This window comes from Nocardioides houyundeii, from assembly GCF_002865585.1.
Taxonomy (GTDB): domain Bacteria; phylum Actinomycetota; class Actinomycetes; order Propionibacteriales; family Nocardioidaceae; genus Nocardioides; species Nocardioides houyundeii.
In genome coordinates, this window is the sequence record NZ_CP025581.1 from 2,295,288 (window position 1) to 2,319,010 (window position 23,723).

Annotated in this window: 21 protein-coding genes and 1 pseudogene; 6 read left to right on the forward strand and 16 right to left on the reverse strand. The window is 71.5% G+C overall.

Annotated elements, in window-relative coordinates; all coding sequences use genetic code 11:
* The first annotated feature begins 1 nt into the window (after position 1).
* The 3 genes from C0R66_RS19015 (at position 2) to C0R66_RS11040 (ending at position 1,723) form a co-directional block, all read left to right on the forward strand.
* Positions 2–166, forward strand: coding sequence for a hypothetical protein (locus C0R66_RS19015; RefSeq protein ID WP_199286643.1), 165 nt, complete (start codon positions 2–4; stop codon positions 164–166).
* Positions 163–909, forward strand: coding sequence for a phosphoadenylyl-sulfate reductase (locus tag C0R66_RS11035; protein ID WP_101524741.1), 747 nt, complete (start codon positions 163–165; stop codon positions 907–909). The genes C0R66_RS19015 and C0R66_RS11035 overlap by 4 nt, the downstream gene beginning before the upstream one ends.
* A gap of 70 nt (positions 910–979) precedes the next feature.
* Positions 980–1,723, forward strand: coding sequence for a sirohydrochlorin chelatase (locus C0R66_RS11040; protein ID WP_101524742.1), 744 nt, complete (start codon positions 980–982; stop codon positions 1,721–1,723).
* 7 nt (positions 1,724–1,730) lie between these two features.
* On the opposite strand, the gene C0R66_RS11045 is transcribed toward C0R66_RS11040, so the two are convergent.
* The 7 genes from C0R66_RS11045 to C0R66_RS11075 all read right to left on the reverse strand — a co-directional run bounded on the left by C0R66_RS11045 (position 1,731) and on the right by C0R66_RS11075 (position 6,762).
* Positions 1,731–2,111: a DUF3037 domain-containing protein gene (locus C0R66_RS11045; protein ID WP_101524743.1), complete on the reverse strand. Its 381-nt coding sequence runs from the start codon at positions 2,109–2,111 to the stop codon at positions 1,731–1,733.
* The gene (locus C0R66_RS11050; protein WP_240311678.1) at positions 2,108–2,887 is read right to left on the reverse strand and encodes a HipA family kinase; all 780 of its coding nucleotides are present in this window, start codon (positions 2,885–2,887) and stop codon (positions 2,108–2,110) included. The genes C0R66_RS11045 and C0R66_RS11050 overlap by 4 nt, the downstream gene beginning before the upstream one ends.
* A gap of 18 nt (positions 2,888–2,905) precedes the next feature.
* Positions 2,906–3,493, reverse strand: coding sequence for a regulatory protein RecX (locus tag C0R66_RS11055; protein WP_101524744.1), 588 nt, complete (start codon positions 3,491–3,493; stop codon positions 2,906–2,908).
* A 17-nt stretch (positions 3,494–3,510) separates the two neighbouring features.
* Positions 3,511–4,566, reverse strand: a complete 1,056-nt coding sequence (recA, locus tag C0R66_RS11060) for a recombinase RecA (protein ID WP_101524745.1) — start codon at positions 4,564–4,566, stop codon at positions 3,511–3,513.
* Between the two features lie 149 nt (positions 4,567–4,715).
* Positions 4,716–6,026 carry an MFS transporter gene (locus tag C0R66_RS11065; protein ID WP_101524746.1) on the reverse strand — a complete coding sequence of 437 codons (1,311 nt, stop codon included), beginning with the start codon at positions 6,024–6,026 and terminating at the stop codon, positions 4,716–4,718.
* Positions 6,023–6,214 carry a DUF3046 domain-containing protein gene (locus tag C0R66_RS11070; protein WP_101524747.1) on the reverse strand — a complete coding sequence of 64 codons (192 nt, stop codon included), beginning with the start codon at positions 6,212–6,214 and terminating at the stop codon, positions 6,023–6,025. Before C0R66_RS11070 ends, C0R66_RS11065 begins: the two co-directional genes overlap by 4 nt.
* Positions 6,211–6,762, reverse strand: a complete 552-nt coding sequence (locus tag C0R66_RS11075) for a DinB family protein (RefSeq protein WP_101524748.1) — start codon at positions 6,760–6,762, stop codon at positions 6,211–6,213. Before C0R66_RS11075 ends, C0R66_RS11070 begins: the two co-directional genes overlap by 4 nt.
* Before the next feature lie 54 nt (positions 6,763–6,816).
* Between C0R66_RS11075 and C0R66_RS11080 the strand changes: the two genes are divergently transcribed.
* Positions 6,817–7,326 carry a GNAT family N-acetyltransferase gene (locus C0R66_RS11080; protein ID WP_101524749.1) on the forward strand — a complete coding sequence of 170 codons (510 nt, stop codon included), beginning with the start codon at positions 6,817–6,819 and terminating at the stop codon, positions 7,324–7,326.
* A 12-nt stretch (positions 7,327–7,338) separates the two neighbouring features.
* Here the strand turns inward: C0R66_RS11080 and C0R66_RS11085 are convergent, their stop codons facing one another.
* From C0R66_RS11085 to C0R66_RS11095, 3 genes are read right to left on the reverse strand one after another with little or no spacing between them, the layout of a single operon-like run.
* The gene (locus C0R66_RS11085; protein WP_101526199.1) at positions 7,339–8,136 is read right to left on the reverse strand and encodes an ABC transporter permease; all 798 of its coding nucleotides are present in this window, start codon (positions 8,134–8,136) and stop codon (positions 7,339–7,341) included.
* 10 nt (positions 8,137–8,146) lie between these two features.
* The gene (locus tag C0R66_RS11090) at positions 8,147–8,941 is read right to left on the reverse strand and encodes an ABC transporter permease (protein ID WP_101524750.1); all 795 of its coding nucleotides are present in this window, start codon (positions 8,939–8,941) and stop codon (positions 8,147–8,149) included.
* The gene (locus tag C0R66_RS11095) at positions 8,941–9,867 is read right to left on the reverse strand and encodes an ABC transporter ATP-binding protein (RefSeq protein ID WP_476703554.1); all 927 of its coding nucleotides are present in this window, start codon (positions 9,865–9,867) and stop codon (positions 8,941–8,943) included. Before C0R66_RS11095 ends, C0R66_RS11090 begins: the two co-directional genes overlap by 1 nt.
* Before the next feature lie 94 nt (positions 9,868–9,961).
* Here C0R66_RS11095 and C0R66_RS20295 point away from each other — a divergent pair.
* Together C0R66_RS20295 and C0R66_RS11105 are read left to right on the forward strand one after the other, a co-directional pair.
* Positions 9,962–14,478: pseudogene (locus C0R66_RS20295) on the forward strand (ATP-dependent helicase).
* Complete coding sequence (locus tag C0R66_RS11105) at positions 14,471–15,253, forward strand: DNA-formamidopyrimidine glycosylase family protein (RefSeq protein WP_101524752.1); 783 nt, start codon at positions 14,471–14,473, stop codon at positions 15,251–15,253. The pseudogene C0R66_RS20295 and the gene C0R66_RS11105 overlap by 8 nt, the downstream one beginning before the upstream one ends.
* A gap of 43 nt (positions 15,254–15,296) precedes the next feature.
* Here C0R66_RS11105 and C0R66_RS11110 read toward each other — a convergent pair whose 3' ends face one another.
* The 6 genes from C0R66_RS11110 to rimO form a co-directional block, all read right to left on the reverse strand.
* Positions 15,297–15,605, reverse strand: coding sequence for a helix-turn-helix domain-containing protein (locus tag C0R66_RS11110; protein ID WP_101524753.1), 309 nt, complete (start codon positions 15,603–15,605; stop codon positions 15,297–15,299).
* Between the two features lie 64 nt (positions 15,606–15,669).
* A complete protein-coding gene (locus tag C0R66_RS11115) occupies positions 15,670–16,161 on the reverse strand; it encodes a CinA family protein (protein WP_101524754.1) in 492 nt (163 codons plus the stop codon).
* A complete protein-coding gene (locus tag C0R66_RS11120; protein ID WP_101524755.1) occupies positions 16,158–19,064 on the reverse strand; it encodes an ExeM/NucH family extracellular endonuclease in 2,907 nt (968 codons plus the stop codon). Before C0R66_RS11120 ends, C0R66_RS11115 begins: the two co-directional genes overlap by 4 nt.
* Before the next feature lie 155 nt (positions 19,065–19,219).
* Complete coding sequence (locus C0R66_RS11125; RefSeq protein WP_158648005.1) at positions 19,220–21,535, reverse strand: bifunctional metallophosphatase/5'-nucleotidase; 2,316 nt, start codon at positions 21,533–21,535, stop codon at positions 19,220–19,222.
* Between the two features lie 84 nt (positions 21,536–21,619).
* On the reverse strand, positions 21,620–22,264 hold the full coding sequence (gene pgsA, locus C0R66_RS11130; protein WP_101524757.1) for a CDP-diacylglycerol--glycerol-3-phosphate 3-phosphatidyltransferase: 645 nt from the start codon (positions 22,262–22,264) through the stop codon (positions 21,620–21,622).
* Positions 22,261–23,676 (reverse strand): 30S ribosomal protein S12 methylthiotransferase RimO, encoded by a 1,416-nt coding sequence (gene rimO, locus C0R66_RS11135; RefSeq protein WP_199286928.1) that lies wholly within the window; start codon positions 23,674–23,676, stop codon positions 22,261–22,263. Before rimO ends, pgsA begins: the two co-directional genes overlap by 4 nt.
* Positions 23,677–23,723: the final 47 nt, after the last annotated feature.

A 23,723-nucleotide genomic window follows, 5' to 3' on the forward strand; every position in this document is an offset into this window, starting at 1 on the left:
GATGAGCGAGCGCGCCCAGCCCTTCCACTGCCCCTACTGCGGTGACGAGAACCTCTGGCCCCACGAGGCCGAGGGGGCGCCGGGCGCCTGGGAGTGCCGTGCCTGCCTGCGGGCGTTCACGGTCAAGATGCTGGGGATGGTCCGACCGGGAGGAGGGCAGGCATGACGACGGCGACGACCCGTGCCGCCCGGGACTTCCGCGGCACCCACACCGAGGGGCGCAGCCCTGAGGAGCTTCGCGAGCTCGTCTCCCACGTCGGTGCCGAGCTGGAGCTGGCGCCCGCGGAGCACATCATCGAGTGGGCCGCGGCCACCTTCGGCAAGCGGTTCTGCGTCACCTCCTCGATGGGGGACGCGGTGCTGTCGCACCTGGCCTCCCAGGTGGTGCCCGGGATCGACGTGGTCTTCCTCGACACCGGCTACCACTTCGCCGAGACCATCGGCACGAGGGACGCGGTGGAGGCCACCCTCCCGGTCAACCTGATCACCATCACCCCGGTGCAGAGCGTGGCCGACCAGGACCTCGCGCACGGGGCGGACCTCTACAAGACCGACCCGGACCGCTGCTGCCAGCTGCGCAAGGTCGAGCCCCTGGCCAGGTCTCTCGCCGGGTACGACGCGTGGGCCACCGGTCTGCGCCGCGCCGAGACCCACAACCGAGTGATCGCGCCGGTCGTGGGCTGGGACGCCCGCAAGGGCAAGGTCAAGGTCTCTCCCCTGGCCCGGTGGAGCGACGAGCAGATGGAGCGCTACATCGCCGAGAACTCGGTGCTCGTCAACCCCTTGGCCTACGACGGCTACCCCTCGATCGGCTGCTGGCCGTGCACCCGACGGGTGGCGCCGGGCGACGACCCGCGCAGCGGCCGCTGGGCCGGCACCGGCAAGACCGAGTGCGGGATCCACTCATGAAGTCTCACCGCAACACCAAGATCGACAGCGTCGTCGATGCACACCTCACAGGAGATGGGAGGCAGTTCTGATGGCTGCTCCTGCATTGGTTGCACTCGCCCACGGAAGCCGTGACCCCCGGTCCGCGGCCACGATCAAGAACCTGATCGGGGAGGTACGGCGCCTGCGTCCGGACCTGCGCATCGAGCAGGCGTTCCTGGAGCTGGCGAAGCCGGGCTTCCAGCAGACCGTGGACAAGCTCGTCAAGGCCGGCTTCGACGAGATCGTCGTCGTGCCGTTGCTGCTCACCGAGGCCTATCACGCCAAGGTGGACGTCCCGGCTGCCGTGGAGGCGGCGATGGAGCGGCACCCGGGTCTGAAGGTCCGCTCCACCGGTGTCCTCGGTCTGGAGACGGCGTTCCTGGATGTCCTCGACATCCGCATGCGCGAGGCCCTCAAGGCGGCCCGGGTGCGCGAGCTGGACGCGCTGGTCCTGGCCGCGGCCGGCTCGTCCGACGCGCTGGCCAACCAGTCGGTGGCCCGCCTGGCGCGGACCTGGGGCAGCCGGCACAAGCTGCCGGTCACGGCCGCCTTCGCCTCCGCGACCCCGCCTGCCACCGGTGAGGCGGTCCGGGCGTTCCGGGCCCAGGGCAAGCGGCACATCGCCGTCGCCTCGCTCTTCCTGGCACCCGGCTTCCTGCCGGACCGGGCGGCCGAGCTGGCCGTCGAGGCCGGCGCGGTGGCGGTCTCGGATCCCCTGGGGGCACACCCCGAGGTGGCCCGCACGATCCTCGCTCGGTACGCCGTGGGCGCGGTCGAGCTCGTGCCCGTCTGAGCCGGGCTCAGCCCACCAGGCGCTCGACCAGGTGCTCCAACGCCCGGGCCGGCTCGGCGGTGATGCCGCCATGGACCGGTCCGGGCTGGAGCACCGTGGACTTCGGCGCGCGGAGGAACCCGAAGCGCTGACCCATGGGCTTCGTCGCTGCGGTCCCTCCGCGGGAGTCCCCTGCGCAGACGCCCTCCACGAAGTCCAGGGCCGCGCAGACCTGGTCCACGTCCAGGGACGGTGCGAACGAGCTCAGCCGGTCGCGGTCGCACCGCCAGGCCACGTCGAGGAACTCCGTGCTCTGGCAGTACAGCACCACACCGACGTTGAGGAACTCCTCGCGATCGGGTCGCGGGACGCAGCGCAGCACGACGTACTGGTAGGACAGCCGCGTCATGCCGCACCTCCGGGCAACCACTGCCGGCTCCCCAGCCGAGCCGTCAGGAACTCCACGTAGGCAGTCCTGAGCTCGGCCGGGCTGGTCCCCGGCACCCAGGTCAGCCACTCCTCGGGCACCATCGCCACGATCTCCGCAAAGACTCCGGTCGAGAGGACCGCACGCGCCGCGGCGTCGGCCGCTCCCAGGTCGCCCAGGAACTCGCCCAGCACGTGGTCACTGCTGTCCCACGGCTGCGCCGCGAACCGCTGCGGGTCCGTCACCTGGGTCGTCCAGGCGTGGTGGAAGTAGAGCGCCGCTCCGTGGTCTATGACCCAGACGTCGCCGTGCCAGACCAGGAGGTTGGGGTTGCGCCAGCTGCGGTCGACGTTCGCGGTGAACGCGTCCAGCCACAGGATGCGCTCTGCCACGCCCGGCTCGATCGTCTGGGCTCCGTCGAACCCGAAGGCGCCCGGCAGGAAGTCCACCCCGAGGTTCAGGCCCAGGCTCGCGGTGAGCAGGTCCTGCACCTCCTCGTCGGCCTCGTACCGGGCGATCTCGCCGTCCAGCTCCAGGGCGACCAGGCGCGGGGTCCGCAGCCCGATGCGACGGGCGATCTCGCTGACCAGCACCTCGGCCACCAGGACCCGGACGCCCTGGCCCGCGCCGGAGAACTTGCAGACGTAGATGCCCAGGTCCTCGGCCTCGACCAGACCGGGCAGACTCCCACCCTCGCGCAGCGGAGTGACGTACCGGCTGACCCCGACCCGGGGGATCACGCCGGACCTGGCGCGCACGTGTGCTTCATGAGCACATCATGACTGATCCGGTTCCAGGTCCGAGCCCAGCTCCTCTCGGACCACCGCGAAAGCCATGCCGCTGGAGTAGCCCTTGCGGGCCAGCATCCCCACCAGTCTCCTGGTAGCGGTCACCGTGTCGAGCGCGCGCATGCTCCGCATCTTCTTGCGGACCAGGACCCGTGCCGCTGCCTCCTCGTCGGCGGGGTCGATCTCCGACACCGCCTCGCGAACCAGCTCCTCGTCGATCCCCTTGCGGCGGAGCTCCTGGGCCAGCGCGCGCCCGGCCAGCCCCTTGCCCGGCTGCCGGCTCGCGATCCACGCTCTGGCAAACGCCTCGTCATCGACGAGGCCCACCTCCTCGAACCGGTCCAGGAGCGCCTCGGCGATCTCGACGGGAACGTCCTTGGCGGCCATCTTGTCGGCCAGCTGCTTGCGGCTGCGAGCCTGCCCGGTCAGCTGGTCGAGCAGGATCTTGCGTGCCACCGCCTCGGGGTCCGCCTCGGGCCCCGCCTGGACCGGATCCTCAGGTACGGATCCGGTCCACGCGGCGACGCCGTCGTGCACGTCGCCCTGCCACCGGGACCTCGGGCGTCTCTGCGACATCACAGGTCAGCTCGGACTCAGAAGTCCTTGACGCCGATGGGCTCGTCCGAGAGGTCGTCCACCACCGGGGTGTTCACCTGGGGGCCGACGCCGAGCTTCTCCAGGATCTTCTTCTCCAGCTCGTTGGCCAGGTCGGGGTTGTCCTTGAGGAAGGACCGAGCGTTCTCCTTGCCCTGACCCAGCTGGTCGCCCTCGTAGGTGTACCAAGCGCCGGCCTTGCGCACCAGGCCCGCCTCCACGCCCACGTCGATGAGGCCACCCTCGCGGCTGATGCCCTTGCCGTACATGATGTCGAACTCGGCCTGCTTGAACGGCGGCGCGACCTTGTTCTTGACGACCTTGACCCGGGTCCGGTTGCCGACCATCTCCTGGCCGTCCTTCAGGGTCTCGATCCGACGCACGTCCAGACGCACCGAGGAGTAGAACTTCAGCGCCCGACCACCGGTCGTGGTCTCCGGGGAGCCGAACATGACCCCGATCTTCTCGCGCAGCTGGTTGATGAAGATCGCGGTGGTCTGGGAGTTGTTCAGGGCACCGGTCATCTTGCGCAGCGCCTGGCTCATCAGCCGGGCCTGGAGCCCCACGTGGCTGTCCCCCATCTCGCCCTCGATCTCGGCACGGGGCACGAGGGCCGCCACCGAGTCGATCACGATCAGGTCGAGGGCCCCGGAACGGATCAGCATGTCGGCGATCTCGAGCGCCTGCTCGCCGGAGTCCGGCTGGGAGACCAGCAGGGCGTCGGTGTCGACGCCGAGGTTCTTGGCGTAGTCGGGGTCGAGCGCGTGCTCGGCGTCGATGAACGCCACGATGCCGCCCGCTGCCTGGGCGCTGGCCACCGCGTGCAGGGCGACCGTCGTCTTTCCCGACGACTCCGGACCGTAGATCTCCACCACCCGGCCGCGCGGCAGACCGCCGAGGCCCAGCGCCACGTCGAGCGCGATGGAGCCCGTCGGGATCACCTCGAGCGGCGCCCGGGTCTCGTCGCCCAGTCGCATGACCGAGCCCTTGCCGAACGACTTCTCGATATTGGCGAGGGCGGCATCCAATGCCTTCTCGCGGTCTCCACCAGCCATGTCTAGCCCCATTCATCTCGTCGGTGTGCCAGGTACGCCTTCGACGCTAGGCGTCACCGCCGACAGCGCTGGTCGGACTGACCCGGGCTGTGGAGAAACCGCTCACACGTCGTACCTGTGCACCCAGCGTAGCCCGAACAGGTGTTCGATCAAGACTTCCCGCGCCCGCGTGTCGCGCTGGGGTCCAGCGGCGCCCCGGTCGGTACGGCGGGCGGACCCGTGACGCGTCGCGCGACCAGGCCGGCGCCGACCACCCCGGCGGTGAGGAACGCCGCGAAGACGTTCAGGGCCGGGTAGCCCCAAGCCCCCACCACCACCCCGGCGAGCGCGCCCGCGGCCGCGGCCATCAGACCCATCGCCATGTCGGCCGCGCCCTGGACGTCGGTGCGAGCGTCCAGCGGGGTGAGCTCGGCAATCATCGTGGAGGCGGCCACGGTGACCAGGGACCAGCCGAGGCCGAGCAGGAAGAGGCCCACGGTGATCCCGGCGGAGTGTCCCTCCGGGGCCCGCCCACACAGCAGCAGCGCCAGCAGCAGCACCACTGCCCCCGCCATCAGCACCGCGGGACGGCCCGCGCGGTCCGCGGCGATGCCGGCCAGCGGCGAGAAGGCGTACATGCCCAGCACGTGCACCGAGATCACGAAGCCCACCAGGTCCATCGCGGCTCCGCCGTGCTCCATGTGCAGCGGCGTCATGATCATCACCGCCACCATCACCGCGTGCGCGGAGGCGAGCGCCCCGATCGCGGCGGCGAGCGCCGGCGTGGCCCGCACCACCTGCCACGCCCGCTGCCACGAGCGCCCTGCGGGGACCCGCGGCTGCTCCGCCGCCAGGTCGCGCGCGATCAGCAGCGGGTCCGGGCGGAGGAAGACCCCCAGGAACGCCGCGGCGAGCAGCATGCTGAGCGCCCCCAGGGCGAACGGCCCGGTGAGCTCGGGGATGTCGAGCCGACGCGACAGCGCCGCGGCGGGACCGGTCAGGTTGGGCCCCAGCACGGCGCCCACCGTGGTGGCCCACACCACCGTCCCCAGCGCCTTCGCGCGCGTGGCGTCGGGCGCCAGGTCGGTCGCGGCGTACCTCGCCCCGGAGTTCGCTGCCGTGGTGGCCCCGAGGAGGGCAGCGCCGACGAGGAGCAGCACCATCGAGTCCAGCACGCCGGCGACCACCGCGAGCAGCGCCCCGGACGCGCCGATCAGCAGCCCGGTCACCTGGCCGAGTCGCCTGCCGCGAGCGGCCATCAGGCGGGCCAGCAAGTAGGAGGCGAACGCGGCCCCGAGCACCTGGGCCGTCTGCGCCAGGCCGGCCTGGCCCTCGGAGCCGGAGATGTCACGGGCGAGCAAGGAGGCCGTGGCGATGCCGATGGTGATGCCGACCGCCCCCAGCGCCTGGCCCACCACGAGGACCCGGACGGTCCGGCGCTGGATCCGCCGTACCTGCTCGGACTCGAGCCGACTGGTCACCTCGCGGACTCGGGGAGCTCCAGGACCCGCCACACCGCCGCCCACACCTGCTTGGGCGGGACCCCGTCCTCCAGGGCCTCCTCGACGGTGCGGGAGCCGAGCTCGGTGATCACGAAGAGCTTGGACCAGGAGCTGGCCTCACGACCCAGCACCGCCTCGAGGCGGGCCCGGAGCTCGGTGTGCCTCATGCGCGGCCCACGTCGTCGCAGCCGATGTCGTGCAGGTGGTGCAGCACGTCGTGGAGGTGGTACTGCCCCAGGGTGCGGACGGTGAACTCGCTGCCGTTGCTGCGCAGCCCGCTCCGCTCCTGCTGCTCCGCGGTCACGCCGGCGTACAGGGCGGCCACCTCCGCGGCGGCCTCGAGCAGCTCGACCTCCACCTCCACCGGGTCCTGGGTGGCGTACGCGGACTCCACGGCGGTGGCGTCCTGGTCCCAGTTGGCGAAGGTGGGCCGGTCGGCGGCGAGCATGGCGCGCAACCGCTCGGCGAAGACGCGGTGCACGTCGCGGACGTGGCACGCGTACTCCAGCACCGACCAGGTCCGGGGATCGGGACGCAGTCGCACGTCGCCGACGTGCCGCATCGCGTCGCCGAAGCGCAACGCACTCTCCTTGAGCAGGCCGGGCAGCGAGGCGAACTCAAGGTCGCTCGACACCAGTCCGCACTCCGGGCAGCGACGATCCAGGACCCAGGTCCAGTCCTTGGTCTCCGGCACGATCTCCTCGGCAGCTGGCACGGGCACATTCAACCAGCCGCAGTGCACCAGTGCCGCACCTGCAACGATGCACTCATGTCATCCTTCGCCACGCGATCCGCAGAAGAGCGCGACCTAGCGGTGATCTCCTCGATCTACACCCAGGCCGTGGAGCACTCGACCTCCACGTTCGACCTGGAACCGCCCGATCTCGACTACTGGCGGGCCCGCCTGGACGGCCAGCACCCCGGCGACCACCTGCTCGTGGCCGTGGACTCCGACGACGTGGCCGTGGGCTACGCCTACTCCTGGTCCTACCGGCCCCGCCCGGCGTACCAGCTGACCCGGGAGACCTCGATCTACCTGGACCGCAAGGTCCGTGGCCTGGGAGTGGGCAAGCTGCTCTACCCCGCCCTGCTGGAGACCATGGCCGTCTCCGGGGTGCACACCGCGATCGCCCTGGTCGCCCTGCCCAACCCCGCCAGCGAGCGGCTGCACCTGGCGACGGGCTTCGAGAAGGTCGGACAGATGCGCGAGGTCGGCTACAAGTTCGACCAGTGGATCGATGTCGCCTGGTACCAGAAGCTGCTCGTCACCCTGCCCTGATCCAGACGCCCCTCACTTCAGCAGCAGCAGGTCCAGCCGCCGCCGGACGATCGCGAGACCGAGCAGCCCCATCAGCAGCAGGTAGACCACGCTCACCCCGGACGCCCAGGAGAGCTCGCCCGTGGTGAGCTCGCGGCACAGCACCACGCCGCGGTACAGCGGCGTCGCCTCCACCAGCCAGCGCAGTGCCCCGTCACCGAACTCGGTCACCGGGAAGAAGGTGGCCGAGAACAGGAACAGCGGCAGCTGGGCCAGCGTGATCTTGTCGAAGTCCTGGAAGGACTTCATGTAGGTCGTCAGCCCCATGCACACGGCCGAGAACGCGAAGGCGATCAGGATCGCGGCGGGCAAGGCCAGGACCGCCCACCAGGAGCTGATCAGCCCCATCGCCGCCATCACCAGCAGGAACGCCGCCGAGTACGTCGACCCGCGGATCAGGCCCCAGGCGATCTCGCCGCGCGCGACGTCCCTGGTGGTCAGCGGCGTAGCCAGCATCTGGTCGTAGAGCTTGTCGTACTTGAGCTTGAAGAAGACGTTGTAGGTGGAGTCCATCAACGCGCCGTTGAACGCCGATGCCGCGAGCATCCCGGGAGCCACGAACGCGGCGTACGAGATCGGCTCTCCGTTCAGCTCGAAGCCCTCCACCAGCTGGCCCACGCCGACCCCGATGGAGAACAGGTAGAACACCGGCTCCAGGAAGCCGGTGAGGAAGAGCTTCCACGCCGACCGGTAGGTGATGTAGTTGCGCAGCACCAGCAGCCTGGCGGCCTGCACCGGGGTGAGCGGGGACGGGATCACCGTCTGGCCCATGATCGCCACCTCAGACCTCCAGCCGCTTCTCGAGACCGGTCACCGCGAGGCGCCACCCCACGACGGTGAGCACCGCCAGCACCGCCACGTGCACCAGCGCCGCACCCGCGTCCACGTGGTCCAGGCAGAGCATGCGGGACAGGTCGACCCCGTGCCACAGAGGAGTCACCACAGCCACCCACTTCAGCGCCGGCCCCAGGTTGTCGATCGGGAAGAAGGCGCCGGAGAAGAGCGTCAGCGGCACCACTCCGAGGCGGAACAGCACGCCGAACCCCTCCTCGGAGCGGAGCCGGACGCTGAAGGCCATCACCAGGCAGCCGAAGCAGATCCCCACCAGCACCTGGGCCAGCCAGGCCAGGACCGCGCCCCACCAGGTCGCGAACACACCGAAGGGCGCCAGCACCAGCATGAACACCGCGCACGCGGAGGCCACCCGGAAGAGCACGAACCCCAGGTGCGCGTTGACGATGTCACGGACCGACAGGGGCGTGGCCATCTGAGCCAGGTAGGTCTTGTGCCACTTGATGCCGCCCATCACCGGATACGTCGTCTCGCCCACCGCGATCTGCATGGCGTGGCTGGCCACCAGGCCGGGGACGACGAAGTCCAGGTAGGACGTCGCGCCCTCCAGCCGGCTCGGGTCGCCCTCGATGAACCCGCCCAGGAGCACGCCCATGGCCACGACGTAGAAGAGCGGGGCCACGAAGCTGGAGATGGCACCCCCGCGCCAGGTGCGCTTGAACACCGTCCACCAGTAGTCGACCTGGCGGGCCGCCCCCTCGACCGGGGAGAGCTTGGTCGCCATCAGTCGACCAGCGTCCGGCCGGTCAGCGCGAGGAAGACGTCCTCCAGGGTGGAGCGGCGCACGAGGACCGCCGCCGGGCGCAGCCCTCGCTCGTGCACCTTGGCCACGACCTCCTCGCCGTTGTCGGAGTAGACCAGGAGACGGTCCGGCAGCACCTCGATCCGCTCGCCGAGGTCGCTCACCTTCTCCGCCGCCCGCTCGTTCTCGCCGGCGCCGAAGCGCAGCTCGGTCACCTCTCGGGTGGCGTTCTGCCGGATCAGCTCGAGCGGACTCCCCTCGGCCACGATCAGCCCCTTGTCCATCACCACCAGGCGGTCGCACAGCTGCTCCGCCTCGTCCATGTAGTGGGTGGTGAGCACCAGCGTCACCCCCGCGTGCTTGAGCCGGAAGAGCTGGTCCCAGAGCACATGTCGGGCCTGCGGGTCCAGACCCGTGGTCGGCTCGTCCAGGAGCAGCAGGTCGGGTGAGTTGATCAGGCTCCGCGCGATGGTGAGACGGCGCTTCATGCCGCCGGAGAGGTCCTCGACCCGCGCCTTGCGCTTATCGGTGAGCTGCACGAACTCCAGCAGCTCCTCGGCCCGGGACCGGACGTCGGCCTTGGGGATGCCGAAGTAGCGGCCGTAGATGTAGAGGTTGTCGAAGACGTTGAGCTCGTTGTCGAGGGTGTCCTCCTGCGGGCACACCCCGAGCCGACCCCGGATCGTGGGCCCGTCGACGGCCGGGTCCAGGCCCAGGATGCGCAGCTCACCGGAGGTCACCGGGCTGACCGCGGCGATCATCCGCATGGTGCTGGACTTGCCGGCGCCGTTGGGGCCGAGGAACCCGAAGGCCTCGCCACGCCGTACGTCGACGTCGATCCCCTTGACCGCCTCGAAGGTCCCGAACGACTTGCGCAGTGCTGTGGCGCGGATCATGGACTCTGTCACGGCGCCGACCTTACGCACCGGCGCCGACAGGTCGCAGCCGGGTTTCCCGTTCACCGGCCCGGGGTCGTGGGGTGCCCGGTGACAAGATGACACGGTGCCCGCGCTCGACGACTTCAGTGCTCCCACCCGTGAGTGGTTCCGCGCTGCCTTCGAGAGCCCCACTCCCGCCCAGGAGGGTGCGTGGACGGCGATCCGCCAGGGCCGCCACGCCTTGGTGGTGGCGCCCACCGGCTCGGGCAAGACACTGAGCGCCTTCCTGGCCGGCATCGACTCCCTGCTGACGACACCCCCCTCCGACCCCAAGCACCGCTGCCGGGTGCTCTACATCTCCCCGCTGAAGGCGCTCGCCGTGGACGTCGAGCGCAACCTGCGCGCCCCGCTCACCGGCATCCGCCACACCGCGGCCCGGCTCGGCACCGAGCTCCCCGAGGTCCGGGTGGGCATCCGCTCCGGGGACACGCCGCCGGCCGAGCGACGCAAGCTGGCGACCAGTCCGCCCGACATCCTGATCACCACCCCCGAGTCGCTGTTCCTGATGCTGACCAGCCAGGCACGCGAGTCCCTGCGCGGGGTCGAGACGGTGATCCTCGACGAGGTGCACGCCGTCGCCGGCACCAAGCGGGGCGCGCACCTGGCCCTGACCCTGGAGCGGCTCGACGCGCTGCTGCCCAGCCCAGCCCAGCGCATCGGCCTGAGCGCCACCGTCCGTCCGCTGGAGGAGGTGGCGCGCTTCCTGGGCGGGACCGCGCCGGTGGAGATCGTGGCGCCGCCCAGCGAGAAGCAGTGGGACCTCAAGGTGGTCGTCCCCGTGGAGGACATGACCGCCCCCGAGGAGTACGACGAGGAGGCCGGCGATCCCCGGCGGAGCCAGTCGATGTGGCCGCACGTGGAGGAGCGGGTGGTCGACCTCGTGGAGCAGCACCGCTCCACGATCGTCTTCGCCAACTCCCGCCGGCTCGCGGAACGGCTCACCGCCCGCCTCAACGAGATCGCCGGCGAACGGGCCGCCGCCACCCAGGAGGAGCAGTCCTCGACCGTGCCGGCGCGGCCACCGCTGGCCGTGCCGGCCCAGGTGATGGCCCAGTCCGGCACCGCACAGAGCTCGACCACGGTGATCGCGAAGGCGCACCACGGGTCGGTCTCCAAGGAGCAGCGGGCCCTGATCGAGGACGACCTGAAGCAGGGTCGTCTGCCGTGCGTGGTGGCCACCAGCAGCCTCGAGCTCGGCATCGACATGGGCGCGGTCGACCTGGTGATCCAGGTCGAGTCGCCGCCCAGCGTGGCGAGCGCCCTGCAACGCGTCGGGCGGGCCGGCCACCAGGTCGGTGAGACCAGTCGCGGCGTGCTGTTCCCCAAGCACCGAGGTGACCTCGCGCAGACCGCGGTGGCGGTCCGACGCATGCTCAGTGGCGACATCGAGAGCCTGCGGGTCCCCACCAACCCGCTGGACGTGCTGGCCCAGCAGGTGGTCGCCGCCACCGCGCTGGAGGAGTGGGACGTCGAGGAGCTCTTCGACCTGGTCCGCCGCGCGGCCTCGTACTCCGCCCTCCCCCGCAGCGCCTTCGACGCCACCCTCGACCTGCTCAGCGGCCGCTACCCGAGCGAGGAGTTCGCCGAGCTGCGACCGCGCATCGTCTGGGACCGGGTGACCGGCGCGCTCACCTCGCGGCCCGGCGCCCAGCGGCTCGCGGTGACCAGCGGCGGCACCATCCCCGACCGCGGCCTCTTCGGCGTCTACCTGGTCGGCGAGGGCACCGGTCGCCGGGTCGGGGAGCTGGACGAGGAGATGGTCTACGAGTCCCGGGTGGGAGACGTGTTCGCCCTCGGCGCCACGAGCTGGCGCATCGAGGACATCACCCACGACCGCGTGCTGGTCACCCCCGCGCCCGGGGTGCCGGGCCGGCTGCCCTTCTGGAAGGGCGACACGCTGGGTCGGCCCGCGGAGCTGGGTGCCGCGATCGGTCGGTTCTGCCGTGAGCTGGCCGCGATGGGAGCCAGTCAGGCGGTGGCGACCGCGCGCGCCCAGGGTCTCGACGAGTACGCCGCGACCAACCTGGTGCACTACCTCACCGAGCAGCTCGAGGCCACGAACGTGCTGCCCAGCGACCGCCAGGTGCTCGTCGAGCGGTTCCGCGACGAGCTGGGTGACTGGCGCCTGGTCGTCCACTCCCCCTACGGCACGCCGGTGCACGCGCCGTGGGCGCTGGCCATCAACGCCCGCTTGCGGGAGCGGTACGGCATCGACGGCCAGGCGATGGCCTCCGACGACGGCATCGTCATCCGCATCCCCGACGCCGACGACGAGCCGCCCGGCGCGGACCTGGTGGTCTTCGACCCCGAGGAGATCGAGCAGCTCGTCACCACCGAGGTCGGAGGCTCGGCCCTGTTCGCGAGCCGGTTCCGCGAGTGCGCCGCGCGCGCCCTGCTGCTCCCACGGCGCGATCCCGGGCGACGCAGCCCCCTGTGGCAGCAGCGTCAGCGCAGCGCCCAGCTGCTCGAGGTCGCCTCCCAGTACCCCTCCTTCCCCATCGTCCTGGAGGCGGTGCGCGAGTGCCTCCAGGACGTCTACGACCTGCCGGCCCTGGTCTCGCTGCTCAAGGCGGTGCAGCGGCGCGAGGTGACCGTGGTCGACGTGGCCACCACGCAGCCCTCGCCCTACGCCCGGACCCTGCTTTTCGGCTACGTCGCGCAGTTCATGTACGAGGGCGACTCCCCATCGCCGAGCGACGTGCCGCCGCCCTGAGTCTCGACCAGGGCCTGCTGGCCGAGCTGCTGGGCCGCGCCGAGCTGCGCGAGCTGCTCGATCCCGAGGTGCTCGGCGAGGTGGAGGCGGAGCTGCAGTGGCTGGTGCCCGAACGCCGGGCCCGGGACGTCGAGGCCATCGCCGACCTGCTGCGGCTGCTCGGACCGCAGAGCGCGGAGGAGATCACCCGGCGCACCGTGGAGGGCGTCGACGTCCCGGCTGCCCTGGAGCAGCTGCGCCTGGCCCGGCGGGTCGCGGAGGTGCGGATGGCGGGCCGGCCCGTGTGGTGCACCATCGAGGAGATCGCCCGGCTGCGCGACGGCCTCGGGGTCCCGGTGCCGGCCGGCACCCCGGTGGTGTTCACCGAGCCCCAGGAGGACCCCGTGGGCGACCTGGTCGCGCGGTACGCCCGCACCCACGGGCCGTTCACCTCCGCCGACGTGGCCGACCGCTTTGGGATCGGCGAGGCGGTGGCCCGCCACGCGCTGCAGCGGCTCTCGGCCCGGGGCCGCGTGCTGGACGGCGAGTTCCGCCCCTCCGGCGCCGGTCCGGAGTGGTGCGACACGGAGGTGCTGCGAAAGCTGCGCCGGCGGTCCCTGGCCCGGCTGCGCAAGGAGGTCGAGCCCGTCACCCAGACCACGCTGGCGCGCTTCCTGCCCGCCTGGCAGAAGGTGGTGACGCAGCGTGGCGGGCTGCGGGGCGTCGACGGGGTGCTGAGCGCCATCGACCAGCTGGCCGGGTGCGCCGTCCCGGCCAGTGCGTTGGAGCCCCTCGTGCTGGCCGCCCGGGTGCGCGACTACCAACCGGCCTTCCTCGACGAGCTGACCGCCTCCGGCGAGGTGGTCTGGGCCGGGCACGCCCCGCTGCCGGGCAGCGACGGCTGGGTCAGCCTGCACCTGGCCGACCAGGCTCCGCTCACCCTGCCCGACGCGGACGACACCGAGCTGGACGAGCTCCAGCTGCGTCTGCTCGCGACCCTGGAGCCCGGAGGCGCCTGGTTCTACCGCCAGCTCGCCGACCAGGTCGGCTCAATGTCCGACGCTCAGCTCAGCGCCGCCCTGTGGGGCTTGGTCTGGTCGGGCCGGGTCACCAACGACACCCTGGTGCCCTTGCGCGCCCTGGTCCGATCGGGCACCGCCAGCCACCGCACCCGGCGGCCACCGCCCCGCACCGGGCGCATGCCGAGCCGGGGCGGCCCGCCGGAGACCGCCGGTCGCTGGTCCCTGCTCCCCCTTCGCGACACGGACCCGACGCGGCGCGCGCACGCCGGCGCCGAGCACCTGCTCGAGCGGCACGGCGTCGTGACCCGCGGCGCCGTGGTGAGCGAGCGAGTGGTCGGAGGGTTCGCGGCCGTCTACAAGGTGCTGTCCGCCTTCGAGGACTCCGGACGCTGTCGTCGCGGCTACTTCGTCGAGGGCCTCGGCGCCGCCCAGTTCGGGACCGCCGGCGCCGTCGACCGGCTGCGCACCTACAGCGAACCCGACGAACGGGATGACCCGGTGTCCCTGGCCCTGGCCGCGACCGACCCCGCCAACCCCTACGGGGCGGCGCTGGGCTGGCCGGAGTCGACGGGTGGGCACCGTCCCGGCCGCAAGGCGGGCGCCGTCGTCGTCCTGGTCGACGGCCAGCTGGTGATGTACGTCGAGCGTGGTGGGCGCACGCTGTTGACCTGGTCCGACGAGCCGGAGATGCTCATCCCGGCCGCCGCCACGCTGGCAGATGCCGCCCGCCGTGGTGCACTGGGACGACTGACCGTTGAGAAGGCCGACGGCGAGCAGCTGCTCGGCGCCGGTGGCACCCCGCTGCGCCTGGCGCTGCAGGAGGCCGGATTCGTCGCCACACCGAAGGGGCTGAGGATGCGTGCCTGAAGGAGACACCGTCTGGCGGACCGCCCGGCTGCTGGATCGGGCCCTGGCGGGCCACCAGCTGGTCTCGACCGACTTCCGCGTGCCGCAGCTGGCCACCCACGACCTCGCGGGAGGCAGGGTCCGCAACACCGCGAGTCGCGGCAAGCACCTGCTGACCCGCATCGACGCCGATCGGCAGTGGACCCTGCACACCCACCTCAAGATGGAGGGAGCGTGGCAGGCCTACACCCGCGGCAGCACCTGGCGCCGACCCACGCACAGCGCCCGCGTGGTGCTGGAGACCGCCGACCGCGTCGCGGTGGGGTTCTCCCTGGGGATCGTGGAGCTGCTCGCCCGCGAGGACGAGCACCTGGCGGTCGGGCACCTCGGGCCGGACCTGCTCGGGCAGAGCTGGGACGAGGATGAGGCGCTACGACGCATCACCGCCGACCCGTCCCGGCCGGTCATCCAGGCCCTCCTGGACCAGACCTGCATGGCCGGGGTCGGCAACATGTACGCCGCCGAGCTCTGCTTCACCAGCGGCGTCGCCCCCACGTCGCCCGTCGGGGACGTGCCCGACATGCGACGCATGGTGCGGCGGGCCAAGCTGATGCTGGAGGCCAACAAGGAGCGCGCCGAGCAGTCCACCACCGGCGACCTGCGGCGCAACCGACGTACCTGGGTCTATCGCCAGGAGAGCTGCCTGCGCTGCGGCACCGCGGTGAGCGTCGACATGGTCGGTCCGGTGGGCCGCGAGCGGGCGGCGTACTGGTGCGCCAACTGCCAGCCGGGCTGAGCGCTCCTCCACGACTCGCCAGGAGCAGCGGCGGGCACAGGCCTCAGGCGGCGGAGGCGACGACGTCGTTGGTCGGCAGCGGGCGGGCCACCTCGAGGCGGGTGGCCGCGGTGAGCGCCTCCTCCTGGGCTACGACCTCACTGACCTCGCGCAGCACCAGCGAGAGCGGCATGTCCAGGGCGGCGCACAACGAGGCCAGCAGCTCCGAGGAAGCCTCCTTCTGACCACGTTCGATCTCGGAGATGTAGCCGAGGCTGACACGGGCTTGCGCGGAGACCTCGCGCAGCGTCATGCCCAGCTCCATCCGCTTGTGGCGGAGGACTTCGCCGAGAGACCGACGAAACAGCACCATGCGGACGTCCTTCCGGGGATCGAGTCGTAGAGCCCACGCTACCGGAAGGAAGAAAGCACGCCGGCTATTCCCCCACCCTCGTGTCCCCGAGCCGGTCCCGGAGCAGGTCGACGGCTCGTCGGCAGGTCTCCTCCTGGATCTCCCAGCGGTTGCCCGAGAGCGCCAGCCGCACCGCGGTGACGCCGTCCGGCCCGGCGATCCCGACGAAGACCGTGCCAGCCTTGCCCTCCTGGATCCCGGGACCGGCGACGCCGGTGGTGCTGAGCGCCCAGGTGCTCCCCAGCAGCGCACGCACCCCCACGGCCATCGCCTCGGCACAGCTGGCCGAGACCACCCCGTCGGTGGCGACCACCTCGGCAGGGACGCCGAGCACCTCGGACTTCACCCGCGTCGCGTAGGCGACGACCCCACCCACGAAGGCCGCGGAGGCTCCCGGTACCTCGGTGACCGCTGCGGCGAGCAGCCCACCGGTCAGGGACTCCGCCACCGACAGGGTCGCGTCGGAGTCGCCGAGCAGCCTCAGCAGCTCATGCACGTCGCCCTGCTCCCCGCTCACCGTCGCCCCCTCACCCGCACGGACACCGTGGTGCGCCCGGGTCTCGTGGTGGCGTCACCGAGGTACTCCACGACGATCCGCCGCACCCCGGCGCGGCAGAACGGTCCCGCCGACAGCACCGCCCGGCCCCGGGCGAGCTCCGCCCGACCCACGGTCCGGCCGCCGAGGAGCACCCGCACGATGCCCGTCGGGGCACCGCGCGAGGAGCGCACCACCGCCGTCAGCCGAGCGCGACCGCGGCCGACCTGGACCACGCGCGGGGCCACCCGGGCACGGACCGAGGCTGGGACTGTCCGGCGGGTCGCCAGGCCGACCAGCTCGGGGTCGTGGTCGGAGGTGGCGAAGGGGTCGGCAGCGCTGAAGAGCTGTCGCACGTTGTAGTTGAAGCGGCTGTACTGGTACGCCGGGGACTCGCCGGAGTTGATGCTCCAGATGTCGGCGCCGGTCACCATGGCCAGGGCGGCCGGGTTGCCGAGCACGTGGTCCAGGGAACCCGACAGGCCGCCGTAGGAGTAGGTCTCCTCCCCCGGCGACTCGATCGGGGCGTAGCCCCGGTCGTAGAGCACGTGCATGGGGTCCTCCTGGCTGTAGGAGTTGAAGTCTCCGACCAGGAAGACGGCCCTGGCGCGGCGGGCCGCGGCGAACTGGGTCGCGAACTCGCCGAGCCGGATGGCCTGCCGCACCCGGTCGCCGTTGAACGCCCCGGTGTCGGGGCTCTGGGCGTTGTCGCCGGTGGCCGGCGGAGTGCTGTCACCCTTGGACTTGAAGTGGTTGGCGATCACGGCGAACGTCTCGGGCCTGCCGGCGCCGCGGGGACGGAAGGCCTGGGCGAGCGGCTCCCGGGCGTTGGCGAACTCCGTGGTGTCCAGCAGGAGGTCGGACCTCCCGACCGGACGGACGGCGCGGTGCTGGTAGATGAACGCGGAGCGGATGACGTCCTGCTGACTCACCGCCGCCGGAGCGACAGCCTCCCGGGGCGAGGGCACCAAGCGCCACCGCCGCGACCCGACGTCGGCGTTGAGCGCCGCGACGAGCGAGGCCAGGGCGTCGTCGCGGTCGGCCTCCCCCACCAGCTTGATCGAGTTCTCGACCTCCTCGAGCGCCACCACGTCGGCGTCGAGGGTGTTGATGGCGCGCACCAGCTTGGCCTGCTGCCGGCCGAAGCTCGCAGCGGTCGCGGCACCTCGCGGCCCCCTGCCGTCGTTGCCGGAGCCGGTGCCGACGCCGCAGGACCGGTTGCCGATCCGGTTGCCGTCCCGGTCCTCGAACCAGGTGCAGGCGGTCTCGACCGGCGGCGACTGGGCCGCGCCCGCTGCGACGTACTGCTCTCCGGTGGTGTTGAAGTAGTTGAGCACGTTGAAGGTCGCCAGTCGCAGGTCTCCGCCCACCGGCGCCGGGGCGGCGTTGGTGGCGCGGGTGTCCTGGAACGTCGCGGTGTCGGTGCCCTCGTCGGTCACCGGCCGCCTCGGCTGGAGCTTCCAGGTGCTGTTGCGGTAGTCCAGGATGACGGGGGCGGTCAGCGTGGCTCGCGCTCCGACGCGCACCGGGTTCGTGGCGCTCAGCCACGGCAGTGGCAGGTCCTGCTGCGGGGAGTCGTTGGTCAGGTAGTTGATCCCGGTGCCGTCGTCCAGGGTCACGGCTCGCGCCGCGTTGTCGGCCTTCACCCGGGCCAGCCCGGCCGCGTCGTCGTCGCGCACGGCCTCGGTGGGCTGGACCAGCGGCGTGCCGCCGGTGGCGAGACCGATCTCGCCGTACTGGTTGGTGGCGAAGCTGTTGGTCACGGTCAGCTCGTCGGTCAGGGTGAGCAGCTCGCCCTCGTGGGCCTCCCGGCCGGCGTCCGTCGTCGGGTACGCCGTCTCCAGCGCGGTCACCGGCGCCAGCGGGGTGGCCAGCTCGACCACGCCGGCGCCGTCGGCGACGACCTGGGTCAACCCGAAGAACTCCGCCACCTCCCCGGTGACCTGGACCGAGTCGCCGACGCTGACGCCCGTGAGCGGGGACGAGCCGACGTAGACGAAGACCGCGTCCGAGGCCGACGGGGTCGGGTCGGTCCCGCCGCCCGTGCCCGAGGTCTGCAGGTAGAAGCCGTCGAAGCCGCCGTACGTGCCGAGCTTGGCCGGATAGGGGTCCCCGAGCACCGCGGTCACCACCCCGCTGGTGGAGACCCTGGTCCCCAGCAGCGGGGAGGTGTCCCCGGGGCCCTGGATCTCCGCGATGCTGCGCGCCGACGGCGCGGCCGGGTCCGCCGGTCCGGGACCCGTGGGGGCCTGGGTCTGCCCGGCGGCGTTGGTCGGGGTGGGGGCGCCAGTGGTGAAGTCCGCGGCGTTGTCGTCGGTGTCCCCCGCCGGGCGTGCCGCCGACGTGGTGCTGGTCAGGGCGACGCCCGTGGGGGCAGTCTCGAACACGCTCGGCGTGGTGCCGAAGCCCACCAGGTCAAGCACCCGCTCCTGCGCCACCGAGCTGCCGGGCCTGAGCGTGACCGGGGTGGTGCCCTCGGCGAGGAAGGCGATCCCGTTGCTGCCGGACAGGTTGAGCTGACCGGAGGCATCGACCGCCGGCAGGGCGGTGCCCTCGGTCCCTCCCGCCTGGCCCACCAGGTAGTGGCCACCGGCGGGGACGCTCCCGGTGAGCGCGGTGACGCCGGTGCCGCCGTTGCCTGCGGAGCGGTACTGGACCGACATCCCGGCGACGCTGATCGCGGCGGAGGTGGGGTTGAACAGCTCGACGAAGTCCTGGTCGCGGACCGCACCGCTGTTGCCCCCGGCGCCGTACACCTCGCTGATCACCAGACCGGTGCCTGCGGGGTTCGCGGTGGCGCTCAGGGGCACCAGCGCGGTGACAGCAACCAGCAGGCCGAGAGCGGCGGGGAATGCGTGGTGGCGACGAGGCGGGGCAGTGCCCATGGGTGACTCCCGAGAGATGAGATGAGGTCCTGGTTGGCATCCTCTACGACAAACGTCGGGGACGACAGAGGGCCAGGTGAAGTCCTGCCGAACACCCCGGGACGCGAAGGAGGGACCCGGGGCAGCCCCGGGTCCCTCCTCTTCGTGCGGTGCGGTCAGCGGCGACGTACGCGGATCTTGTACGTCTCCTTGACTGCCTTGTACTTGTCGTTGCCCGCGTAGCGGACCTCGATCGTGTGCATGCCGGTCTTGCGCAGCGCCTTCAGCCTGATCTTGGCCCGGCTCTTGGGCTTGCCCTGAACCTTGGTGAGGGTGGTGAAGTACTTGCGCCCGTCGACCTTGATCCGGACCTTGCCCGCGACCTTGCCCTTGTTGTCAGCCTTGACGAAGACCCGGAGGCGGGGCTTGGTCTTGTTGACCTTGACGACCTTGGGGAAGACCCGGAACGCCTTGAGGGCGGGCTTGGTGCGGGTCACCTTGCGGGTCACGGTGGTCCCCGACGGCTGGGCCACCAGCTCGATGCTGTCGGCGGCCGGGACGGTGAACTTGACTCGGACCCTGCCCACGTTGTTCATCTTGACGGACTTCATGATCTTCCGCTTGCCGTCACGAATGCGCACCACGTCGACCGAGGTGTTGCGAACGGCTCCGACCGAGCTCATGTCCAGGTCGGCCAGCTTGACCTTCATCTGGGCCCCGGCGGTCAGCTTGTCCGGGAGGTTCTCGGTCCGGACCTGCTGGAGCGCGAAGTCCGGGGCGATCGGCTGGGCCTGGGACTGCTGGAGGTACTTCAGCCACACGTCCCGGTCCACCAGACCGGTGTCCTTGGCCGCGCCGTCCTTGAAGGCGGTGAAGTTGTCACCGCCGGTGGCGAGGAAGGAGAACGTGGAGACCTTGTAGACCTTGCTGTCCTGCAGCCACTTGTCGTCGACCCGCACCGAGGTGATCCGCGATCCCGCGGGGCGCGAGAGGTCCTGGGTGACCTCGACGTTGTCGGAGAGGCCCAGGTGCAGGTAGGACCGCTGGGAGCCCGCGGGCTGCCACTGCTGCTCCAGCACCTTCTTCAGCTGGGCGCCCGTCAGGTCGACGGTCCAGACGTTGTTCACGAACGGCAGCACGTTGTTGGCCTCGGCGTAGGTGATCACGCCGTCGGTGTCGGCCGGGTTCGTCGCCGGGGAGCCGGCGTACAGCAGGTCGGCCCGCAGACCGCCCGGGTTGACGATCCCCAGGTCCGGAGCGGCGACCTCGGCCGGGACTCCGTCGCGCAGGGCGTTGGCGACCAGGTCGCCCAGTGCGGACTCCGCGCCGCGGTCCTCGGCCGGCTTGCCGGACGCGTCGACCCCGTTGTAGGCCCGGGTGATGTCGGCGCTCTGCCGGCCCACGGGCTGGTTGCCGATCTCGCCGGCCTTGGCCAGCGCGGCCTTGACGATGTCGTCCACGGACTTGACCGTCGGGTTGCTCAGGTCCGCGCTCTCGGCACGCTTGATGTTGGCGGCTCCGACACCGGTGACGGCCGGGCCACCGGCGGCACCGACGTCCACCGTGAGCTTGACCTGGCCGACGTTGGCGGCGTACTCACCGGTCTGGAGGTAGGCACGTGTGCCACCGCCCGGCTTGGCACCGGTCCAGGCGTAGGTCTGGTGGGTGTGGCCGTTGAGGATGGCGTCGACGCTGCCGGTCATGGCGGCCATCCGGGAGAAGGCACCGCCCTTGGCGACCTCGGCCTCGAAGCTCGAGCCGGCGCCGACCTCGGCACCGGAGTGGAAGCTGGCCACCACGATGTCGGCCTCGCCGTTGGCGGGGTTGCCGTCCTTGAGGGCGTCGGCGTACTTCCCGGCGGCGGCGACCTCTTCGCTGAACGCGAGGTCGGCCACCCCGGCGGGGCTGACCAGTGAGGGCGTCTCGTCGGTGACGCCGCCGACCACACCCACGGTGAGGTCGTCGCTGGTGTCACCCGGGGTCCCGCTGTCCAGGGTGAACGTCCAGTACGGCGGCAGGGCCGTCTCGCCGTTCGCCTTCAGGGTGACGTTGGAGGCCAGGTAGGCCCAGTCCGCGTTGCGGCTGGCGTCGCCGGGCGCGCCGGGGCCGATGACGCGGTCGCGCAGGTCGGCCCAGCCCTTGTCGAACTCGTGGTTGCCGACGGCTGAGGCGTCCAGCCCCACCGCGTTCAACACGTCGATGGTCGGCTGGTCGTCCTGCACGGACGAGGCGAACTCGGAGGCGCCGATCAGGTCACCGGCCCCGACCATGAGGGTGTTCGCCGGCGTGGTGGTGTCCGCGGAGACGGCCGCCACGGTGCTGGCCCACTTCGCGGTGTTGGAGTTGATCCGGCCGTGGAAGTCGTTGACGGCAACGATGTTGACCTCGACCGACGGCGCTGCGTACGCAGCGCCGCCCGTTGCGGCTACCAGCGCCAGTGGCGCGGCTACCAGGCCCGAGATGGTGGCCGACGCCGCAAGGCGTCGTGGCAAGAAATTGTGTGCTGACACAGTGAGAATCCCCGTTCGAATGGATTGGTGATCCGAGTCACCATAACCGAACTGGAGATTCTGCTGTTACTGGTGTGACTTGGCCGCCGCGTCCGGAGAGGCCGCACGCCGGGCCCGGACCACGTCCCGGAAGAATTCGTAGCCCGACCACATCGTCATCGCCACGGCTCCCGCCAGAGCCACCTGGCCGAGGTAGAACAGCACCTCCCCGGGCGTCCCGAAGGCGTCGAAGGCGCCCCCGTGCGCCTGCCCGTGGGGCAGCGGCAGCAGCAGCACGCCGAGGGCGAGCGCCTGGAGGGTGGTCTTGATCTTGCCGCTCTGGGACGCGGCCAGCACGACGTCCTTGAGCACCGAGAGGCGCAGCAGCGTGACGCTCCACTCACGCAGCAGCACCACGATCGTCACCCACCACCAGATCTCGCCCACCAGGGAGAGCCCGACGAACGCCATGCCGGTGATGGCCTTGTCGGCGATCGGGTCTGCGATCTTGCCGAAGTCGGTGACCAGGTTGTGCTTGCGCGCCAGGTCGCCGTCGATCTTGTCGGTGATCATGGCGACCGCGAAGATCGCGAACGCCACCCACCGCCACACCGAGGAGTCTCCCCCGTCGTGCAGCAGCGCCCAGCCGAAGACCGGCACGAGCAGGATGCGCAGCACCGTGAGCGCGTTGGGCACGTTGAGGTTGCTGGGCCTCACGCTCTCGGTGGTCACGCTGGGAGCTCCGCTACCAGGTCGACGCCCTCGGTGCCGACGACCACCGCGTCGAGCAGGTCGCCGATCTTGACGCTCGCGGGGGCGTCGAGCAGGCGGGTGGTGCCGTCCACCTCCGGGCCCTGGTGCCGTGCGCGGCCCTCGACACCGTCCTCGAGGGACTCCACGAGCACCTCCACGCGCTCGCCGACCCGCTCCTCGGCCCGCTGGGCGTTGAGCTCCTCCACCAGTGCGGTGACGTGGGCGGTCCGCTCCGCGACCTCGTCGGGGTCGAGCTTGCCCTCGTAGCCGGCTGCCTCGGTGCCGTCCTCGTCGGAGTAGCCGAACACTCCCGTCACGTCCAGGCGCGCGGCCTCGAGGAAGTCGCAGAGCACCTGCAGGTCGTCCTCGGTCTCCCCGGGGAAGCCCACGATGACGTTCGACCGGACGCCCGCCTCCGGCGCCTGCGCCCGGACCCGCTCCAGCAGGTCGAGGAAGCTGTCGGGGTCGCCGAAGCGCCGCATCCGGCGCAGCAGGGTGGCGCTGGCGTGCTGGAAGGAGAGGTCGAAGTACGGGACCACGCCGGGGGTGCCGGCGATCGCCTCGATGAGCCCGGGACGGGTCTCCGCGGGCTGCAGGTAGGAGACCCGGACCCAGTCGATGCCGTCGATGGCCGCGAGCTCGGGCAGCATCGTCTCCAGCAGCCTCAGGTCGCCCAGGTCCTTGCCGTAGGACGTGGAGTTCTCGCTCACCAGGAAGAGCTCCTTGACGCCCTGCTCGGCCAGCCACCGGCCCTCGGCGATGACGTCGCTGGGCCGACGGCTCACGAACGACCCGCGGAAGCTCGGGATCGCGCAGAACGCGCAGCGTCGGTCGCAACCGCTGGCAAGCTTGAGCGGGGCCATCGGGCCGCCGTCCAGGCGGCGGCGCATCGCGCGGGGCCCGGTGGCGGGCGACTGCTCGGCCTCCAGGTCCGGGACCGCGTGCCCGGGCACGCTGACTCCGGTGGCGTCACGCGCCACCGGGGAGATCGGCAGCAGCCGACGGCGGTCCGAGGGCACGTGCGGCACGTGCTTCTCACCGGCCACGATGGAGCGCAGCCGGGCCGCGATGTCGGGGTAGTCGTCGAACCCCAGCACCGCGTCGGCCTCCGGCAGGGACTCGGCGAGGTCCTGGCCGTAGCGCTCGGCCATGCAGCCCACGGCCACCACGGCCTTGGGGCGGCCGTGCTCCTTGAGGTCGGCCGCGTCGAGCAGGGTGTCGACGGAGTCCTTCTTCGCGGCCTCCACGAAGCCGCAGGTGTTCACCAGGACGGTGTCGGCGTCCTCCGGGTCGGCGACGAGCACGAAGCCATCGGCCTCGAGCCGTCCGGCCAGCTCCTCGGAGTCGACCTCGTTGCGGGCGCATCCGAGCGTCACCACGGCCACGCTCATCGGGGTCGGTGCGGACGGTGCGGTCTCGGGGCGGATCTCGGTGGTCA

What these genes read in the sequence shown, in the direction of transcription:
- recA (WP_101524745.1), bottom strand. Translation starts at nt 4,566, where the DNA reads ATGGCTGGTGGAGACCGCGAGAAGGCATTGGATGCCGCCCTCGCCAAT.
- C0R66_RS11055 (WP_101524744.1), bottom strand. Translation starts at nt 3,493, where the DNA reads ATGTCGCAGAGACGCCCGAGGTCCCGGTGGCAGGGCGACGTGCACGAC.
- rimO (WP_199286928.1), bottom strand. Translation starts at nt 23,676, where the DNA reads ATGAGCGTGGCCGTGGTGACGCTCGGATGCGCCCGCAACGAGGTCGAC.
- C0R66_RS11035 (WP_101524741.1), top strand. Translation starts at nt 163, where the DNA reads ATGACGACGGCGACGACCCGTGCCGCCCGGGACTTCCGCGGCACCCAC.
- C0R66_RS11110 (WP_101524753.1), bottom strand. Translation starts at nt 15,605, where the DNA reads ATGGTGCTGTTTCGTCGGTCTCTCGGCGAAGTCCTCCGCCACAAGCGG.
- C0R66_RS19015 (WP_199286643.1), top strand. Translation starts at nt 2, where the DNA reads ATGAGCGAGCGCGCCCAGCCCTTCCACTGCCCCTACTGCGGTGACGAG.
- C0R66_RS11080 (WP_101524749.1), top strand. Translation starts at nt 6,817, where the DNA reads ATGTCATCCTTCGCCACGCGATCCGCAGAAGAGCGCGACCTAGCGGTG.
- C0R66_RS11090 (WP_101524750.1), bottom strand. Translation starts at nt 8,941, where the DNA reads ATGGCGACCAAGCTCTCCCCGGTCGAGGGGGCGGCCCGCCAGGTCGAC.
- C0R66_RS11045 (WP_101524743.1), bottom strand. Translation starts at nt 2,111, where the DNA reads ATGACGCGGCTGTCCTACCAGTACGTCGTGCTGCGCTGCGTCCCGCGA.
- C0R66_RS11040 (WP_101524742.1), top strand. Translation starts at nt 980, where the DNA reads ATGGCTGCTCCTGCATTGGTTGCACTCGCCCACGGAAGCCGTGACCCC.
- C0R66_RS11120 (WP_101524755.1), bottom strand. Translation starts at nt 19,064, where the DNA reads ATGGGCACTGCCCCGCCTCGTCGCCACCACGCATTCCCCGCCGCTCTC.
- C0R66_RS11070 (WP_101524747.1), bottom strand. Translation starts at nt 6,214, where the DNA reads ATGAGGCACACCGAGCTCCGGGCCCGCCTCGAGGCGGTGCTGGGTCGT.
- C0R66_RS11085 (WP_101526199.1), bottom strand. Translation starts at nt 8,136, where the DNA reads ATGGGCCAGACGGTGATCCCGTCCCCGCTCACCCCGGTGCAGGCCGCC.